At 65.3% G+C, this 16434-nt stretch carries 11 protein-coding genes; 7 read left to right on the forward strand and 4 right to left on the reverse strand.

Going from position 1 to position 16434, the window contains the following annotated elements; translation table 11 throughout:
- The first annotated feature begins 76 nt into the window (after positions 1-76).
- On the forward strand, positions 77-1084 hold the full coding sequence (locus CDE01S_RS03420; protein ID WP_066703741.1) for a P1 family peptidase: 1008 nt from the start codon (positions 77-79) through the stop codon (positions 1082-1084).
- A 123-nt stretch (positions 1085-1207) separates the two neighbouring features.
- Complete coding sequence (locus CDE01S_RS03425) at positions 1208-3622, forward strand: Lon protease family protein (RefSeq protein WP_066703743.1); 2415 nt, start codon at positions 1208-1210, stop codon at positions 3620-3622.
- A 34-nt stretch (positions 3623-3656) separates the two neighbouring features.
- Here the strand turns inward: CDE01S_RS03425 and ettA are convergent, their stop codons facing one another.
- Both ettA and CDE01S_RS03435 read right to left on the reverse strand, forming a co-directional pair.
- Positions 3657-5318, reverse strand: coding sequence for an energy-dependent translational throttle protein EttA (gene ettA, locus CDE01S_RS03430; RefSeq protein ID WP_066703745.1), 1662 nt, complete (start codon positions 5316-5318; stop codon positions 3657-3659).
- A 73-nt stretch (positions 5319-5391) separates the two neighbouring features.
- Positions 5392-7632: a DUF1631 family protein gene (locus CDE01S_RS03435; RefSeq protein WP_084382678.1), complete on the reverse strand. Its 2241-nt coding sequence runs from the start codon at positions 7630-7632 to the stop codon at positions 5392-5394.
- 331 nt (positions 7633-7963) lie between these two features.
- On the opposite strand from CDE01S_RS03435, the gene CDE01S_RS03440 reads away from it, so the two are divergent.
- Complete coding sequence (locus CDE01S_RS03440; protein ID WP_066703907.1) at positions 7964-9616, forward strand: DEAD/DEAH box helicase; 1653 nt, start codon at positions 7964-7966, stop codon at positions 9614-9616.
- Between the two features lie 187 nt (positions 9617-9803).
- The gene (gene fumC / locus CDE01S_RS03445) at positions 9804-11198 is read left to right on the forward strand and encodes a class II fumarate hydratase (RefSeq protein ID WP_066703909.1); all 1395 of its coding nucleotides are present in this window, start codon (positions 9804-9806) and stop codon (positions 11196-11198) included.
- 21 nt (positions 11199-11219) lie between these two features.
- On the opposite strand, the gene CDE01S_RS03450 is transcribed toward fumC, so the two are convergent.
- Positions 11220-12458, reverse strand: coding sequence for an MFS transporter (locus tag CDE01S_RS03450; protein ID WP_066703749.1), 1239 nt, complete (start codon positions 12456-12458; stop codon positions 11220-11222).
- Positions 12445-12930, reverse strand: a complete 486-nt coding sequence (locus tag CDE01S_RS03455) for a MarR family winged helix-turn-helix transcriptional regulator (protein WP_066703751.1) — start codon at positions 12928-12930, stop codon at positions 12445-12447. The genes CDE01S_RS03450 and CDE01S_RS03455 overlap by 14 nt, the downstream gene beginning before the upstream one ends.
- A gap of 50 nt (positions 12931-12980) precedes the next feature.
- Here CDE01S_RS03455 and CDE01S_RS03460 point away from each other — a divergent pair, with 50 nt between their 5' ends.
- The 3 genes from CDE01S_RS03460 to CDE01S_RS03470 all read left to right on the forward strand — a co-directional run bounded on the left by CDE01S_RS03460 (position 12981) and on the right by CDE01S_RS03470 (position 16378).
- Entirely contained in the window at positions 12981-13544 is a 564-nt protein-coding gene (locus CDE01S_RS03460) for a PaaI family thioesterase (RefSeq protein ID WP_066703753.1), read from the forward strand.
- Entirely contained in the window at positions 13541-13924 is a 384-nt protein-coding gene (gene gloA, locus CDE01S_RS03465; protein ID WP_066703755.1) for a lactoylglutathione lyase, read from the forward strand. Before CDE01S_RS03460 ends, gloA begins: the two co-directional genes overlap by 4 nt.
- A 162-nt stretch (positions 13925-14086) precedes the next feature.
- Entirely contained in the window at positions 14087-16378 is a 2292-nt protein-coding gene (locus CDE01S_RS03470) for a putative bifunctional diguanylate cyclase/phosphodiesterase (RefSeq protein ID WP_245636100.1), read from the forward strand.
- Positions 16379-16434 lie beyond the last annotated feature (56 nt).

Below are 16434 nucleotides of genomic sequence, written 5' to 3' on the forward strand. Positions count from 1 at the left end.
CCGAACTCCTCTTGCCTCGCACCGTGGCACAGCGCCTACTCTACGCCTGAAACACGGACTGCGCATAATCTGCGTCATGAGCACTGCCCACCCCCTCTACCCCGGCTTTCTCACCGATGTCGCCGGCATCGAGGTCGGCCATTTCACCGAGACACGCCGCCCTACCGGCTGCAGCGTGGTGATGGCACGCGATGGCGCGGTGGCCGGTGTCGATGTACGCGGTGCCGCGCCGGGCACACGCGAAACCGACTTGTTGCAGCCGTCCAACCTGGTGGACAAGGTGCACGCCATCACCTTGTCAGGCGGCAGCGCCTGGGGGCTGGATGCCGCCAGCGGCGTGATGCGCTGGCTGGAAGAGAACCATATTGGCCTGAGCACGGGCTACGGCCTGGTGCCCATCGTGCCGGCCGCGGTGGTGTTCGACCTCGGCGTCGGCGATGCCCGCATTCGCCCCGATGCACAAGCCGGTTACCAGGCCTGCCTGGTGGCCAGCCGCCAGCCGCCGGCCCAAGGCAATGTGGGTGCCGGCACCGGTGCCCTGGTCGGCAAGCTGTTCGGCATGCCGCGCGCCATGAAGGGGGGCATCGGTACCGCCTCCCTTTGCGTGGAGGGCATCACCGTGGCGGCGCTCATCGTCTGCAATGCCGTGGGCGATGTGATCGACCCGAGCACCGGCCAGGCAATAGCCGGCGCGCGCACGTCAGATGGCAAGGCCTTGCTGGGCAGCCGCGACGCCATGGTCAAAGGCGAGTTGCCGCAGAATCTGCTGGCCGGCACCAACACCACCATCGGCGTGGTGGCCACCGATGCCGTGCTGACGAAACCGCAGGCACAGCGCCTGGCGCAGGTCAGCCACGACGGACTGGCGCGCGCCATCAACCCGGTACACACCATGCTTGACGGCGACACGCTGTTTGCGCTGGCCACCGGCCGCAGTGGCAAGAACGCCAGCATGCTGCTGCTGGCCACGCTGGCGGCCGAGGTCACGGCACGTGCCGTCGTGAACGCCGCGCGCGCGGCGCAAAGCCTGACGGTGAACGAGCAGACCTGGCCTGCCGCTGTCGATCTGCTCCCTGCCTCCTGAGCGCAGGGCAGGCCGACATGGCAGACGGGCGACAGCCTGTTGATTCCAGGCCACACAGGCGTGGTCCCAAAGCCATCGTGGGTTTATGCTTGCACACAACGACTGAACTGCGCCAAGCCCACGATGCCCATTGCCGCGCCGCTCCTGCCTGAGGTCCTGTACACCGCCTGCGACCCCGCCACGCTGCGTTTTGCCAGCACTGCGGAACTGCCGGATCTCGATGCCGCGCAGATCCACGGCCGTGCCATGGAAGCGATGCACCTGGGCCTCGACATGCCGCACGCGGGCTACAACCTGTTTGTGTTGGGCGAGACCGGCAGCGGCCGCCACGCCATCATCCAGCAATTGCTGGAGGCCGAGCGCCAGAGCGGCCAGCCGCCAGCCGACTGGTGCTACGTCTACAACTTTACCGATGCCACACGCCCGGACCTGTTGCGCCTGCCGTGTGGCCGCGGCACACGGCTGCGTGACGACATGCAGCAGTTCGTCGAGGCGCTGACGCCAGCCATCAACGCCGTCTTCCAGAGCGATGCCTACCGCGCCCGCATCGAGGCCCTGCAGGAAGAAGCTAAGCAACGCGAGATGGCGGCCCTCAAGGCGCTGGGCGACGAGGCCACACAACTCAGCATCGGCCTGGTGCACACACCGAACGGTTTTGTCATGGCGCCGATGAAGGATGGTGAGACACCTTACTCGCCGGAGGAGTTCGAGAAGCTGCCGGAAGAGCGCAAGAATGAATTCGCCGAGCACATGAAGATGCTGCATGAGCGCTTGCACAAGCTCCTGAGCGAGTTCCCGCGCTGGCGTCAGGAAGCGCTCAGCCGCATGAAGGAGGCGGGCAGCGATGCGCTGCGTGCCACCGTGACACACATGGTGGAAGACCTCAAGCCGCCCTACACCGATCTGCCCGAGGTCGGCAGCTACCTCGACGCCGTGCTGCAGGACATCATCGAAAGCGGCGAATCGCTGCGTGCCTCCTCCCAAAGCGAGGGCGACACCGAAACCACCACCTACTCCGGCTCGATCTCGGTGCAACGCTACCTGGTCAACCTGCTGGTGGAGAACCCGGCCAGCGGTGCCCGTCCGGTGGTCTACGAAGACCACCCGACCCTGCAGAACCTGCTCGGACGCATCGAGAACGTGGTGCACATGGGCACGCTGATCAGCAACTTCACGCTGATCCGCGCCGGTGCGCTGCACCGGGCCAACGGCGGCTTTCTGGTGCTCGATGCCATGAAAGTGCTGTCGCAGCCCTATGCTTGGGAAGGGCTGAAGCGCTGCCTGAAGTCCGGCTCGGTGCGCATCGAATCGCTGTCCGACCTGATCGGCCTGACCAGCACCGTGCAACTGGAGCCGGAGCCGGTGCCGATCGATCTGAAGATCGTGCTGATCGGCGAGCGCCTGGTGTACTACCTGCTCAGCCAGTACGACCCGGACTTCCCGGCCCTGTTCAAGATCAACGCCGACATGGAAAGCGAGATCGAGCGTAGCCCGGACAACACCGCCGCCTACGCCCGTCTGATCGCCACACTGGCGCGGCGCAACCAGCTGCGCCCGCTTTCCAGCACCGCAGTGGCCCGCATCATCGAGCACGCGGCACGCCTGGCCAGTGACGCACAGCGCCTGTCCACGCAGACCCAGCCGCTGGACGACCTGATGCGCGAGGCGAACCATGTCGCCGGTGAAGCCAAAGCACCGCTGATTGAACGTGCGCATGTGGAAGCAGCGCTGACCGCCCACCAGCGGCGCCATGAGCGTATCCGGGAACGCTACCAGGAGCAGATCCTGCGCGACCAGATCCTGGTGGACACCGCGGGCGAACACATTGGCCAGGTCAACGGCCTGGCCGTGATCGTGCTGGGCGAGAGCACCTTTGCCCATCCGGTGCGCATCACCGCCACCGTGCGGGTGGGTGACGGCGAGGTGATCGACATCGAGCGTGAAGTCAAGCTTGGCGGGCCGATCCACTCCAAGGGCGTGCTGATCCTCTCGGCCTTCATGGCCTCGCGCTTCGGCTGGCGCATGCCGCTGTCGCTCAAGGCCAGTCTGGTGTTCGAGCAGTCCTACGGCGGCGTGGAAGGTGACAGTGCCTCGCTGGCCGAGCTGACGGCGCTGCTGTCGGCGCTGGCCGGCGTGCCGCTCAAGCAATCGCTGGCCGTCACCGGCTCGGTCAACCAGTTCGGCGTGGTGCAGCCGGTGGGCGGCATCAACGAGAAGATCGAAGGCTTCTTCGAGATCTGTGCGGCGCGCGGCCTCACGGGTGAGCAGGGCGTTCTGATCCCGAGCAGCAACGTCTGCCACCTGATGCTGCGGCCCGAAGTGGTGGACGCGGTGCGCGCCGGCCGTTTCCGCATTTGGGCGGTGAGCAGCGTTGATGAAGCACTGGCGTTGTTGACCGGTCTGCCCGCGGGCGCACCGGATGCACAAGGCAACATGCCGGAAGGCTCGGTCAATGCCCGCATTGCCGCCGGCCTGGACAAGCTGGCGCAATTGCGCCGGGAATTTGCCCGCAGCAAACCCGACGCCGCCGAGTCCTGACAACCGGGCCGGCGCCGGCCCGGGGGTATGCCGCTTACTTGAGGGCCTTGAAGCGTACGCGGTGCGGCTTGGCGCCCTCTTCACCCAGGCGTTTCTTCTTGTCGGCCTCGTACTCCTGGTAGTTGCCGTCGAAGAACACCCACTGGCTGTCGCCTTCGGCAGCCAGGATGTGGGTACAGATGCGGTCCAGGAACCAGCGGTCGTGGCTGATGACCATGACCGAGCCGGCGAACTCCAGCAGCGCGTCTTCCAGCGCACGCAGGGTTTCGACGTCAAGGTCGTTGGATGGCTCGTCCAGCAGCAGCACGTTGCCCCCGGCGATCAGCGTCTTGGCCAGGTGCAGGCGGCCGCGCTCACCGCCGGAGAGCATGCCGACCTTCTTCTGCTGGTCGCCGCCGTTGAAGTTGAAACGGCCGCAGTAGGCGCGGCTGGGCATCTGGAACTTGCCCACGGTCAGGATGTCGAGACCGCCGGAGATGTCTTCCCACACGGTCTTCTCGTTGGCCAGGTCGTCACGCGTCTGGTCGACGAAGGCCATCTTGACGGTCTGGCCGATCTTGACCTCGCCGCTGTCCGGCGTTTCCTTGCCGGCGATCATCTTGAACAGGGTCGACTTGCCGGCACCGTTGGGGCCGATGATGCCGACGATGGCGCCCGCAGGCACCTTGAAGCTCAGGTTGTCGATCAGCAGGCGGTCGCCGAAGGACTTGCTGACGTTCTTGAACTCGATGACTTCATTGCCCAGGCGGTCGGCCACGGGAATGAAGATCTCCTGCGTCTCGTTGCGCTTCTGGTATTCGTAATCCGACAGTTCCTCGAAGCGGGCCAGACGGGCCTTGCTCTTGGCCTGGCGGCCCTTGGGGTTCTGGCGCGCCCACTCCAGCTCTTTCTTCATGGCCTTGGTGCGGGCGTCTTCGGTCTTCTGCTCCTGCTCCAGGCGCGCTTCCTTCTGCTCCAGCCACAAGGAATAGTTGCCCTTGTACGGGATGCCGTGGCCGCGGTCGAGCTCCAGAATCCACTCGGCGGCGTTGTCCAGGAAGTAGCGGTCGTGGGTGATGGCGACCACGGTGCCGGGGAAGCGCTGCAGGAACTGCTCCAGCCAGTCCACCGACTCGGCATCCAGGTGGTTGGTCGGCTCGTCGAGCAGCAGCATGTCGGGCTTGGACAGCAACAGGCGGCACAGCGCCACACGGCGCTTCTCGCCGCCGGAGAGCTTGCCGATGACGGCATCCCAGGGCGGCAGGCGCAGCGCGTCGGCCGCGATTTCCAGCTGGTGGTCGCCGGCATCGCCGGCGGTGGCAATGATGGCTTCGAGCTTGGCCTGCTCGGCCGCCAGCGCGTCGAAGTCGGCGTTCTCGTCCGCGTAGGCCGCATAGACCTCTTCCAGTCGCGCCTGCGCGGCCTTGGTTTCGCCCATGCCGCCTTCAACGGCCTGCCGCACGGTCTCGTTCGGGTCGAGCTGCGGCTCCTGTGGCAGGTAACCGATCTTCAGGCCGGCCATGGGAATGGCCTCGCCCTCGAATTCCTTGTCGACGCCAGCCATGATCTTGAGCAGCGTGGACTTGCCCGAGCCGTTGAGGCCGAGCACGCCAATCTTGGCGCCGGGGAAGAAGCTCAAGGAAATGTCCTTGAGGATGTGACGCTTCGGCGGCACGATCTTGCCGAGGCGGTTCATGGAAAAGACGTATTGGGCCATCTAGTAATAGTTCTGCGGGGGAATAAAACCCGTATTATCCCCCGCCGGGCCATTTGGCGCAGCCCCGCCCGGCCTAGGCGTCGTCTGCAGGCTGTGCCTGTTCGTTGCGCAATGCGGCCTGGGCCACGGCGTCCAGCGCATGGTCGACCACGTGGCCGTCGGACACGACACGGATCAGGCCACGGTTGCGCAGCCGGTCCATGGTGCGGCGGGTCATGGAATGCGCCAGGCCCTTGACCGAGGTGAACATGAACAGCGTGCGGTGCGGGCTGGTCCAAGTCAGTTGGGCGCGCACCCACTCCTCGCTCAGCATCAGCTCGACCCAGGCCCCCACGGCCAGATCGGCCACGCTCCAATCATGCGCCAGCACCCCCACCGGGCTGGGGGGCACCACATCGTCCTCAGGCAGGTAGCCGGCTTCGCTGGCCTCATCCTCGGCCACCCAGAAGCCTTCATCGGCAGCTTCGTCGGGGCGCTCGCTGTGACGGTCCTCGGCATCGGCCTCTGGGGCCCGCTCGTGCGACGACACCGGCGTGGCGGCTGGATTGACCGCTGACGTGGTCTGGTCCATCAGAGCGTTGCCCGGCGCCTTGGGTGACGAACCTGCCAACGCCTGCTCATGCAGGGCAATCAGATCGTCCAGAAACTGCGCAATACGATCTTCCGGATAACGAATGCTTTGCAGGCCCTGGCGCAGCTTGTCCAGCAGCGTCGGCACCAGCCGTGCCAGACGGGCCCGGTTGCGCCGCGCCTGATGCACCTGCACGCTCCAGACCAGATCGTCCACCAGCGCCAGATAACCCTCGACATCCTCGGTTCCGCCGGCGCTGGTCAGTTGCGACTCGGCCACCACTTGCGCCCAGGGGCCGCCAACAAAATGGGCCACACGTTCCGGCACCTGCTGCGACTGCATCCGGGCCTCAAAGCCGGCGGCCAGCCGTTGTGCCAGCAGGTTGCGCTGCTCCGCATGCAGCAAGGCACGTGCTGCCTCGACCTGCCGCGGCAACTGCCCCGCACCGGCCTGTGCCCACTGCGCCTGCAGCCGCTGCAATGCCCGCGCGAAGTCTTCACTCCCGCCTTCACTGGCAGCCAGCTCGCGCACCGACACGGCCACCGACTGGAAGAAGGCATCGAAGCCTTCGTCGTTTTCGGTCAGATACGCCAGACTGCGGTGGGTCAGCTTGTCCAGCAACTGGCGCGCCGGGTGCTTGCGGTCGTTGAAAAAACGCGGATCGGACTGTGCCAGCTTGAGCAGCACCGGCTCCAGTTTCTGGACCTGACCCCGGATTGCAGGCAGCAGGCGCTGGTCCTGGGCCAGGTTGTCCAGCATCAGGCGCACCACCTCCTCGCCCAGTTGGCGCCCCAACTGTGGGCCGTGACCCGCAGCGGGGCGATCCTCGTGCACGGCCGGCGTGGCCACAGGCGCCCGTTGGCTCAGGCGTTTCATGAGCGGCTCGACCATCTGCATTTCTTCGAGCGCTTCCAGCGGCGTCGGTACGGTGTGGGGGAACTCCAGCGCCCGGCTGTCAGCGCCGTTATTCTCTGCCGTGTCGTCCAGTTCTCCCGACAACAGGCGGCGCAGCTTGCGCAAGGTGAGCATGGTGCGGCTGACCGGGTTGTCGCTTTTCTTGCGGCGCCCGGACGCCGCATGCGGCGTGCCCACCTGCTCGATGCCGTGCGAACGCAACCAGTCAAGCAACTCCTTGTACAGGCGATGCAGGCTGGCCCCCATGAAACCCGCCGCCGGAGTGATCAGCCCGGTGCGGGCCTGCTCATCCGGCACATGCTGCCGCAGGGTTTCGCGCAGGGCGCGGGCAAAGGCCTCCGGCTTGAGCGGGTTCAGATGCGGCTGCACGGTCATCCAGCCCAGCAGGCGGCTGACCAGCGCATGCAACTGCGGCAGCAGGTCATCAACGGCGAACTGGATCTCCTGCTGTGCCAGCGCAAACTCGATGTTGGCGTCGATCTGCTGCTCGTCAAGCAGTTGCAGGTCGTCAAAACGCATGCTCGCTTCACGGGCGGAATCCTGTGCGCCACTGTGGTAGATCGCCAGACGCAACTGCACGCCAAACGTGGCGCGCACGGCATCGAAGTCATGCCGCAATTGCGCCACTGCCGGCTGGCTGATCTGGCGGTAATTGATCTGCGCCACCTTCGGCTTGGCCTGGCCCGATGCACTTTCCAGCCCTTGGAGGGCATCCTCGATCAGGACATCGGACTGCGCAAGCACAGCCTCAATGCAGTCTTGCAGTGAGGGGCGCGGACCGTTCGGATCGTCCGACACGCCGAGTCGCCGTATCAAGTGTTTCTTCATCAACCAGGTCGCATGGCAGAGCCGGACCAGCCGGCGGTGTTTCAATTCTCCCAGTTGCAAGACCGTACCAAGCCACCACGCAACAACTTGTTACCGCAGAGTCAAATTGAGCGAATTTGGACACCCGCCGACACAAACGCCCGAAGCATGCGACAATACGGTCTGTTGTGGCGCTCCAGTTGCCCGCAACGCCAGCACCCTGCTGGTGGGCCCTCCCGCTGATCAACTCATCGATCCGGCCTCTCTTTTGAATCCTATCTGCCTTTGACTGGCCAGGTATTGCGATACCTGAACAGGCCGATATCCCTGCGCCCGGATGGGCGCCATCACAATGAACTTTGAAGATCTGAAACTGGCTCCGGCCATCCTGAAGGCTGTGCGCGAGCAAGGCTACGAGACTCCCACCGCGATCCAGGCCCAGGCCATCCCGCTGGTGCTCGAAGGCCACGACCTGCTGGGCGGCGCCCAGACCGGCACCGGCAAGACCGCCGCCTTCACCCTGCCGCTGCTGCACCGCCTGACCATGAGCCGCAGCGCCCAGAACAAATTTGGCGGCACCGGCATCCGTGCCCTGGTGCTGACGCCGACGCGCGAACTCGCCGCCCAGGTGGAAGAATCCGTTCAGGCCTATGGCAAGTACCTGCAACTGACCTCTACCGTCGTCTTCGGCGGTGTCGGCATGAACCCGCAGATCAGCCGCCTGAAAAAGGGCGTCGATATCCTGGTGGCCACCCCGGGCCGTCTGCTCGACCTGCAGCAACAAGGTTTCCTCGACCTGTCTACGGTGCAGATCCTGGTGCTGGACGAAGCCGACCGCATGCTCGACATGGGCTTCATCCATGACGTGAAGAAAGTGCTGGCCCTGGTGCCGAAGGAAAAGCAGAGCCTGCTGTTCTCCGCCACCTTCAGCGACGAGATCCGCGACCTCGCCAACAGCTTGCTGAAAAACCCGCAGAGCGTGCAGGTCACGCCGCGCAACACCACGGTGCAGCGCATCACCCAGGTCATCCACCCGGTCGGCCGCGGCAAGAAAAAGGCCCTGCTGGCCCACATCATCCAGCAGCACAACTGGAGCCAGGTGCTGGTGTTCACCCGCACCAAGTTCGGCGCCAACAGCGTGGCCGAGTTCCTGGAAAAGAACGGCATCACCGCCATGGCGCTGCACGGCAACAAGAGTCAGAGCGCCCGCACCCAGGCGCTGGCCGGCTTCAAGAGCGGCACGATCCGTGCCCTGGTGGCCACCGACATCGCGGCGCGTGGCATCGACATCGACGAGCTGCCGCACGTGGTGAACTACGAAATCCCCAACGTCAGCGAAGACTATGTGCACCGCATCGGCCGCACCGGCCGTGCCGGCTCCAGTGGCGAAGCCGTCAACCTGGTGTGCCTGGACGAAGAAGGCTTCATGGCCGACATCGAACGCTTCACCAAGCAGAAGATTGAGGTGCAGGTGGTCGAGGGCTTCGGCCCCGAGCCGGGCGAAAAGGCCGAACCGATTGCCATGGGCCGCCAGACCATCTGGGGTGGCGCCGGCAAACCGCCGAGCCGCGACGTCATGCAGGCGGCCGCCAAGGCCGCTCGCACCGAGATGATGCAGCGCATCCGCGACAACAAGGCCGGCCAGGGTGAACGCACCGGTGGCGGCAACAACGGTGGTGCCCGCAAGCCCGGTGGTAATGGCGGCGGCAAACCGCGCAACCAGGGTGGCGGTCAACCCGGCAACCAGGGCGCCCGTGGCTCCCAAGGCCAAGGCCGGCCTGCCCGCAGCGACGAGCCGCGCCAGAACGCACAACGCGCATCAGCCCAACCTGACCCGATGCGTACCAGCGTCGACATGATGGCCGAGCGTGGTCGTCGTGGCGGTTTCGGCGGAGGCCAGCGCAACCGCAATGGTGGTGGCGGCGGTTACGGCGGCGGCAGTGGGGGTGGCTTCGGCGGTGGCCGTGGTCCCCGCAACTCCGGTGGCGGCTCCTACGGCCGCTAAGCAAGAACACACCGCGGGCAAGAAATTGCCTGCGGCTTGGCGCCTGCACTGAATCGTTTTGGCCCCTGGCTGAAACTGCGCTGGCCCCTTGCACCTTGAGCGCATCAAGCCGCTTCATAATGAGTCCTGTCGACGGGTCAAGCCGGCTTTGCTGGGCTGCCCGGTCCGCAACCGAAAGGGGCTCGACATGGCGACCAGCAGAATTGAGCGCGACTCCTTCGGCCCCATCGAGGTGGCGGCCGATCGTCTGTGGGGCGCGCAAACGCAGCGCTCGCTCCAGCACTTCCACATTTCGTCCGAGCGCATGCCGCTCGAACTGCTCATGGCACTGGCCCGCACCAAGCAGGCCTGTGCCCGCATCAATGGCGAACTTGGCCTGCTGCAGCGTGAAAAAGCCGATGCCATCGTGGCCGCGGCAACAGAAGTGCTGGCCAACCAGCATGCCCTCGAGTTTCCGCTGTCCGTATGGCAAACCGGCTCGGGTACGCAGAGCAACATGAACATGAACGAGGTGCTGGCCAATCGCGCCTCCGAGCTGTTGGGTGGCATGCGGGGCGAGGGACGACAGGTCCATCCCAATGACGAGGTCAACCTCGGGCAGTCGTCCAACGACATCTTCCCCACCGCCATGCACCTGGCGGCCTGCCTGCAGATTGAGGGGCAGCTGCTGCCGGCGCTGCACACGCTGCGGACGCAACTGGAAAACAAATCACAGGCTTTCGCCGGCATCGTCAAGATCGGCCGCACCCACTTGCAGGACGCCACGCCGCTCACACTGGGCCAGGAGTTCTCCGGTTACGTGGCACAGCTGACCCACGCCGAAAGCGCTCTTCGCGCCACCTTGCCAGCCCTGCTTGAGCTGGCCGTCGGCGGCACGGCGGTCGGGACCGGGCTGAACACGCATCCCGAATTCGGCGCGCGTGTCGCGGCAGAACTGGCTCGGGCAACCGGCTTGCCCTTCACCAGCGCGGCCAACAAGTTTGCCGCACTCGCCGCCCATGATGCGCTGGTGTCGGCGCATGGCGCACTCAAGACGCTGGCCGCCGCGCTCATGAAAATCGCCAACGACATCCGCTGGCTGGCCTCCGGCCCGCGCTCGGGTCTGGGCGAACTCAGCATCCCGGAAAACGAACCCGGCAGTTCCATCATGCCGGGCAAGGTGAACCCGACCCAGTGCGAGGCACTCACCATGCTGTGCTGCCAGGTGTTCGGCAACGATGTCGCCATCAACGTCGGTGGTGCCGCAGGCCAGTTCGAGCTCAATGTGTTCAAGCCCTTGATCGCCCACAACTTCCTGCAAAGTGTGCGCCTGCTGGCCGACGGCATGAGCAGCTTCGAAGCGCACTGCGTGCGCGGCATCGAAGCCAACCGCTCACGCATCGACGAACTGATGGAGCACTCCCTGATGCTGGTGACAGCCTTGACGCCGCACATCGGTTACGACCGGGCCGCCGAGATCGCCAAACAGGCACACCGCCAGGGCTGCACACTCAAGCAAGCGGCGGTCGCACTTGGTTATATCTCCGAAAGTGAGTTCGACACCTGGGTGCGACCGGCTGACATGACCCGACCATCCCCGTGACAAGGCACTGAACAACCCAGCTCAGGCAGCCGCCTTGGCAACCTGGCCCAGTTTCGGCAAATGCGCCTCGCGGATCGGCAGGTGAATCAGTGCGGCACCGATGGCCAGCATGATGTCGATGTACCAGACCCAGTCGTAGTTGCCGGTGGCTTCGAACACCTTGCCGCCGAGCCAGGCCCCCAGGAAACCGCCGATCTGGTGCGTCAGCATGACAACGCCGAACAGCGTGGCCATGTTGGCGGTGCCGAAGAACTTGGCCACCAGACCGGCCGTCGGCGGCACGGTGGAGAGAAAGGTCAGGCCCATGACGGCGGCGAACACCAGCATCACAGCACCGGTCTTGGGTGCCAGCAGGAACAGCAGCACCGCCAAGGCGCGCGTGGCATACAACAGCGACAGCAGTGACTTCATGCGCCAGCGCCCCACAGCCCACCCCATGGTCACGCTGCCCACGATGTTGAACAGCCCCAGCATGGCCAGCGACCAGGCACCGAACTGCACCGGCAAGCCGCAAGCGGCAATCACACCCGGCAAATGCGTGGCCAGAAACGCCACGTGAAAACCACAGACGAAAAAGCCTGCCGCCAGCATCAGATAACTTTTGTTCTTCAGCGCGGACCGGATGGCATCCAGCGTACCGACCGGCGGGTGGCCGGCCGGCGCCGACTGCCGCGAGTTGCCCTTGAGCACCAACGCAGCCGGCAATGCCAGCAGCACCAGCAGGCCCATGATCTGCATGGCATTGCCCCAGCCTTGGCTGACCATCAGTGCGCCCGCAATCGGCGCCATCAGGAACTGGCCCAGGGACCCGCCCGCGTTGACAATGCCCGTGGCCAGGCCGCGTTTTTCCAAGGGGATCAGGCGTGCCGTGGCGGCCATCAACACGGCCGGCCCGGCCATGCCGGCCCCACCTGCGGCCAGCACGCCGATGGCCAGGATCAGACCGGCGCTGCTCGTCATGAGCGGCGTCAAAAAGGTGCCCAGCGCCACCAGCAGCACACCGGCGAACAGTACACGGCCGGCGCCGATCCTGTCGGCCATGGCGCCGGCAAACGGTTGTGTGAGCCCCCACCAGAGCTGGCCGAAGGCAAACGCCAGGCTGATGCTGCCAATGCCCAGACCGGTGGCGGTATTGAGCGGACTCAGAAACAGGCCCATGGTCTGCCGCGTGCCCATGGTCAGGGCAAACGTGCCGGCCGCCGCGAGCAGCACGAGCCAGATCATCGCGCGTGGGCTGTGCGTCTTGTCAGTACGGGTCATCGTCGACTCCTGGTTCGAGGGGAGATAAAAGTTCAAGCGCATCGTCAATCAGGGCATGCAGGGCCAGCACACGCTCGATGCCCAGCCGCTCGTTGAGACCGTCCTGCGCCACACGCCAGCGGCGCTGCGCCTCCTGCCGTTTCTCACGGCCGCTCTCGGTGATGCTGACCAGCCGGCTGCGCCCATCCAAGCCAGCCCCCAGCACCAGCCAACCGGCCTCGATCAGCGGCTTGAGGTTGCGCGTCAGCGTGGAGGCATCCATCTTCATGGTCTGCGCCAGCGCGCCGGGACGGATCGGCCCCAGCTTGAGTACATAGGACAGCAGCGAGTACTGGGTCACCTTGAGGCCGGCCTTGACGAGCTCGGCGTCGTAGTACTGCGCCACACGGCGCATCAGCTGGCGCAGCTTGAAGTTGGTACAGCCCTGCGGTTTCATCACCTGTGCACTTGACGCTTGTGTGACAAGTTTCATGGTTTGATTGTATCTACAATTGTTGTATATGCAATAACCAGGAGCACGGCATGGACTCAACCCCGACACCCGCAAACACCCTTGATCAGTGGCTGGCCGAGGAAGCCGCCACGCGCCAGCGGCTGGACGCCGGCCCCGGCCCGGGCGTGGCCAGCCCGGCGCAGATCGGCGGCAAGAACGGTCTGGAGATGATGCAGGCCATGCTGCGTGGTGAGCTGCCCTACGCGCCGATTGCGCGCACGCTGGACTTCCTGCTGGTCGAGATCGACACCGGGCGCGCGGTCTTCCAGGGCACCCCCGGGCCGCAGCACTTCAACCCCATGGGCACGGTGCATGGCGGCTGGTTTGCCACCCTGCTCGACTCGGCACTGGGCTGTGCAGTTCACACCATGATGCCGCCCGGACGCGCCTACACCACGGCCGAGCTGGGGGTGAACCTGGTCAAGGCGCTGACACCCAAGGTGGCACGCGTGCGGGCCGAGGGCCGCGTTATCCACTGCGGCCGCCAGTTGGCCACGGCCGAGGCACGCCTGGTCGGCCCCGACGGCACGCTGTATGCTCATGCCACCACAACCTGCCTTGTTTTTGAAATTCCGGCATCATCCCGACCATGAGACTGCTTCACACCATGCTGCGCGTTGGCAATCTGCAACGCTCGATCGACTTCTACACCCAGGTGCTGGGCATGCAACTGCTGCGCACCTCCGAGAACCCCGAGTACAAATACACGCTGGCCTTTCTCGGCTTTGACGGCGGCAACCCCGGCCAGGCCGAGATCGAGCTGACCTACAACTGGGGCGTGGAAAGCTACGAACTGGGCACAGCCTACGGCCACATTGCGCTTGGCGTGCCCGACGCGTACGCGGCCTGCGAGAAGATCAAGGCCGCCGGCGGCAATGTCACGCGCGAAGCCGGCCCGGTCAAGGGCGGCAGCACGGTGATTGCCTTCGTGACCGACCCGGACGGCTACAAGATCGAGCTGATCCAGCACTGAGGCCCGTCCCGGCCCCGTCACGCGTCGTCCGACATCCGCGTTAGGATGTACCCATTGGCGCTGCCGCACCATGCGGCAGTGACCCACGGGGGCAGACACACAGTGACCGCGTTTCAGACCCTTCAGCAGACCTTCCTGGCTCCGCAGGCGGAGAACGAGGAATTGCACAACTGGCGAGAGCGCATTCTCTCGGCCATTCTGCTGGTGATCGTCACCCTGGGCAGCCTGGCTGCCATTCCCAGCGTGCTGCTCGCCTGGCGCGAAGGGCTGGTGGCGGTGGCCTGGATCGACGCCTTCGCGCTGACCTGGGTGATCGTCATCTGGCGCCACCGCACACTGCCCTACCGTTTCCGCGCCTGGAACCTGCTGGTTCTGGTCTATCTGCTGGGCATGTGGTTCCTCATGAACATCGGCCCGGCCAGCCAGATCTACCTGATGGCCTTCCCGGTGATGGCCGCCCTGCTACTGGGCCTGCGACCGGCCTTGCTGGCCCTGGTGCTCAACGGCATCAGCCTGCTGGGCCTGGGTTATGCCGTCAATGCCGACCTGCCCTTGCCGGGTTTTGAGTCCCAGCCGCTGCTGAAGTGGATCGTCATCACGATCAACTTCATGTTCATCAACTCGGTCATCACGATCTCATGCGCGGTGCTGCTCAACCAGCTGGAAAATTCGCTAGAACGGCAACGCGCGATTGCCAAATCACTCGAACAAGGCCAGAGCCACCTGCAAAAGGCCAACGAGGACCTCCGGCTCACCGGCACGGCCCTGACGCGCCTGAATGACATGGTCGTGATCACCGAGGCCAGTCCCCTGGATGCGCCGGGACCCCGCATTGTTTTCGTCAACGATGCGTTTGAACGGTGCACCGGCTATGCACGCGAAGAGGTGATCGGGAAGACACCACGCGTGCTGCAGGGCCCCCGGACCAGCCGGGCCGAGCTCGACCGGATCAAGGCGGCGCTGGGCAAGCGGGAACCGGTGCATGCCGAGCTGCTCAACTACGCCAAGGACGGCCAGGAGTACTGGCTCGACCTGAACATCGTGCCGGTCACGAACGAGCAGGGTGAACTCACGCACTGGGTGTCGGTGGAGCGCGACATCACCGAACGCAAGAAGGCCGAAGAGGACATCCACCGCCTGGCCTATTTCGACACGCTCACGGGGCTGCCCAACCGGCGCATGCTGCTGGACCGGCTTGAGCATGTGCTGGCGTCGGCACGGCGCTCTCCGGTCATCGGGGCGCTCCTCTACCTCGATCTCGATCGCTTCAAGAACATCAACGATGCGCGCGGCCATGCCGCCGGTGATGCGCTGCTGGTGAGCGTCGGCCAGCGTCTGGGCGCCCTGGTGCGCGAGGAAGACACCGTGGCCCGCCTGGGTGGCGACGAATTCGTGATCCTGACGACCCACCTGACCGCAGACCACGATGCCGGCGGACGGTCCGCCATGGCGGTGGCCAGCAAGGTCCGGGAGGCCCTGGAGCAACCCTTCATGATCAACGGCGATCCCTACAGCACCAGCGCCAGCATCGGCGTCACCCTGCTGCCCAAGCAGGGTCAGTCCGCCGACGAACTGCTGCGCGAGGCGGACACGGCCATGTACCGGGCGAAAGCGGCCGGCCGCAATCGGATCGCCTTTTTTGAAGCGGCCATGCAATCGGAGGTGGAAGAACGCGTAGCACTCGAGCACGACCTGGCACTGGCCATCACCCAGAACCAGCTGGCGCTGCACCTGCAGCCGCAAGTCGACCGCTCGGGGCAGGTCGTCGGCGCCGAGTTGCTGCTGCGCTGGACGCACCCGGTACGCGGCCAGGTGCCCCCCTCGTCATTCATCCCCGTCGCCGAAGACAGCCCCCTGATGCTGCGCCTGGGCCACTGGGTCATGGACCAGGCTTTCCGCACCCAGGTCGATCTGCAGGCGGCGGGCCACGCGCTGCCCTTGTCAATCAACGTCAGTCCACGCCAGTTCCGGCAGTCCGGTTTCGTCCGGCATGTGTCCGACCTGCTCGCAAGCACCGGTGCCAACCCGGCCCACCTGGTCTTCGAGGTCACGGAGGGGCTGCTGATCGAGAACCTGGACCGGACCATCGCACGCATGAACGCGCTGGCCGCACTCGGCATCCGTTTCTCGATCGACGACTTCGGTACCGGCTACTCCAGCCTGGCCTACCTCAAGCGGCTGCCGCTGTACGAGATCAAGATCGACAAGAGTTTCATCGACGACACCCCGGCCGACCCCAACGACACGGCCATCGTGAAGATGATCCTGTCAATGGCCAGGCACATGGGGCTCAAGGTGGTTGCCGAAGGCGTGGAGACGCGTGAGCAGGCCGACTTCCTGATGGCCCATGGCTGCGATGCCCTGCAGGGTTATCTGTTCGCCAAACCGGCACCGGTGGGCGAATGGCTGGCCCGTCAAAGCAGCCGGCCCTTGCAGCCGTTCCCGATGACCTGAGATGCGCCAGGGTCGGGCGGCTGCCGGCTTGCCGGAAACCGCGTGCCGGCCTACAG

Source organism: Curvibacter delicatus NBRC 14919, assembly GCF_001592265.1.
GTDB lineage: Bacteria > Pseudomonadota > Gammaproteobacteria > Burkholderiales > Burkholderiaceae_C > Hylemonella > Hylemonella delicata.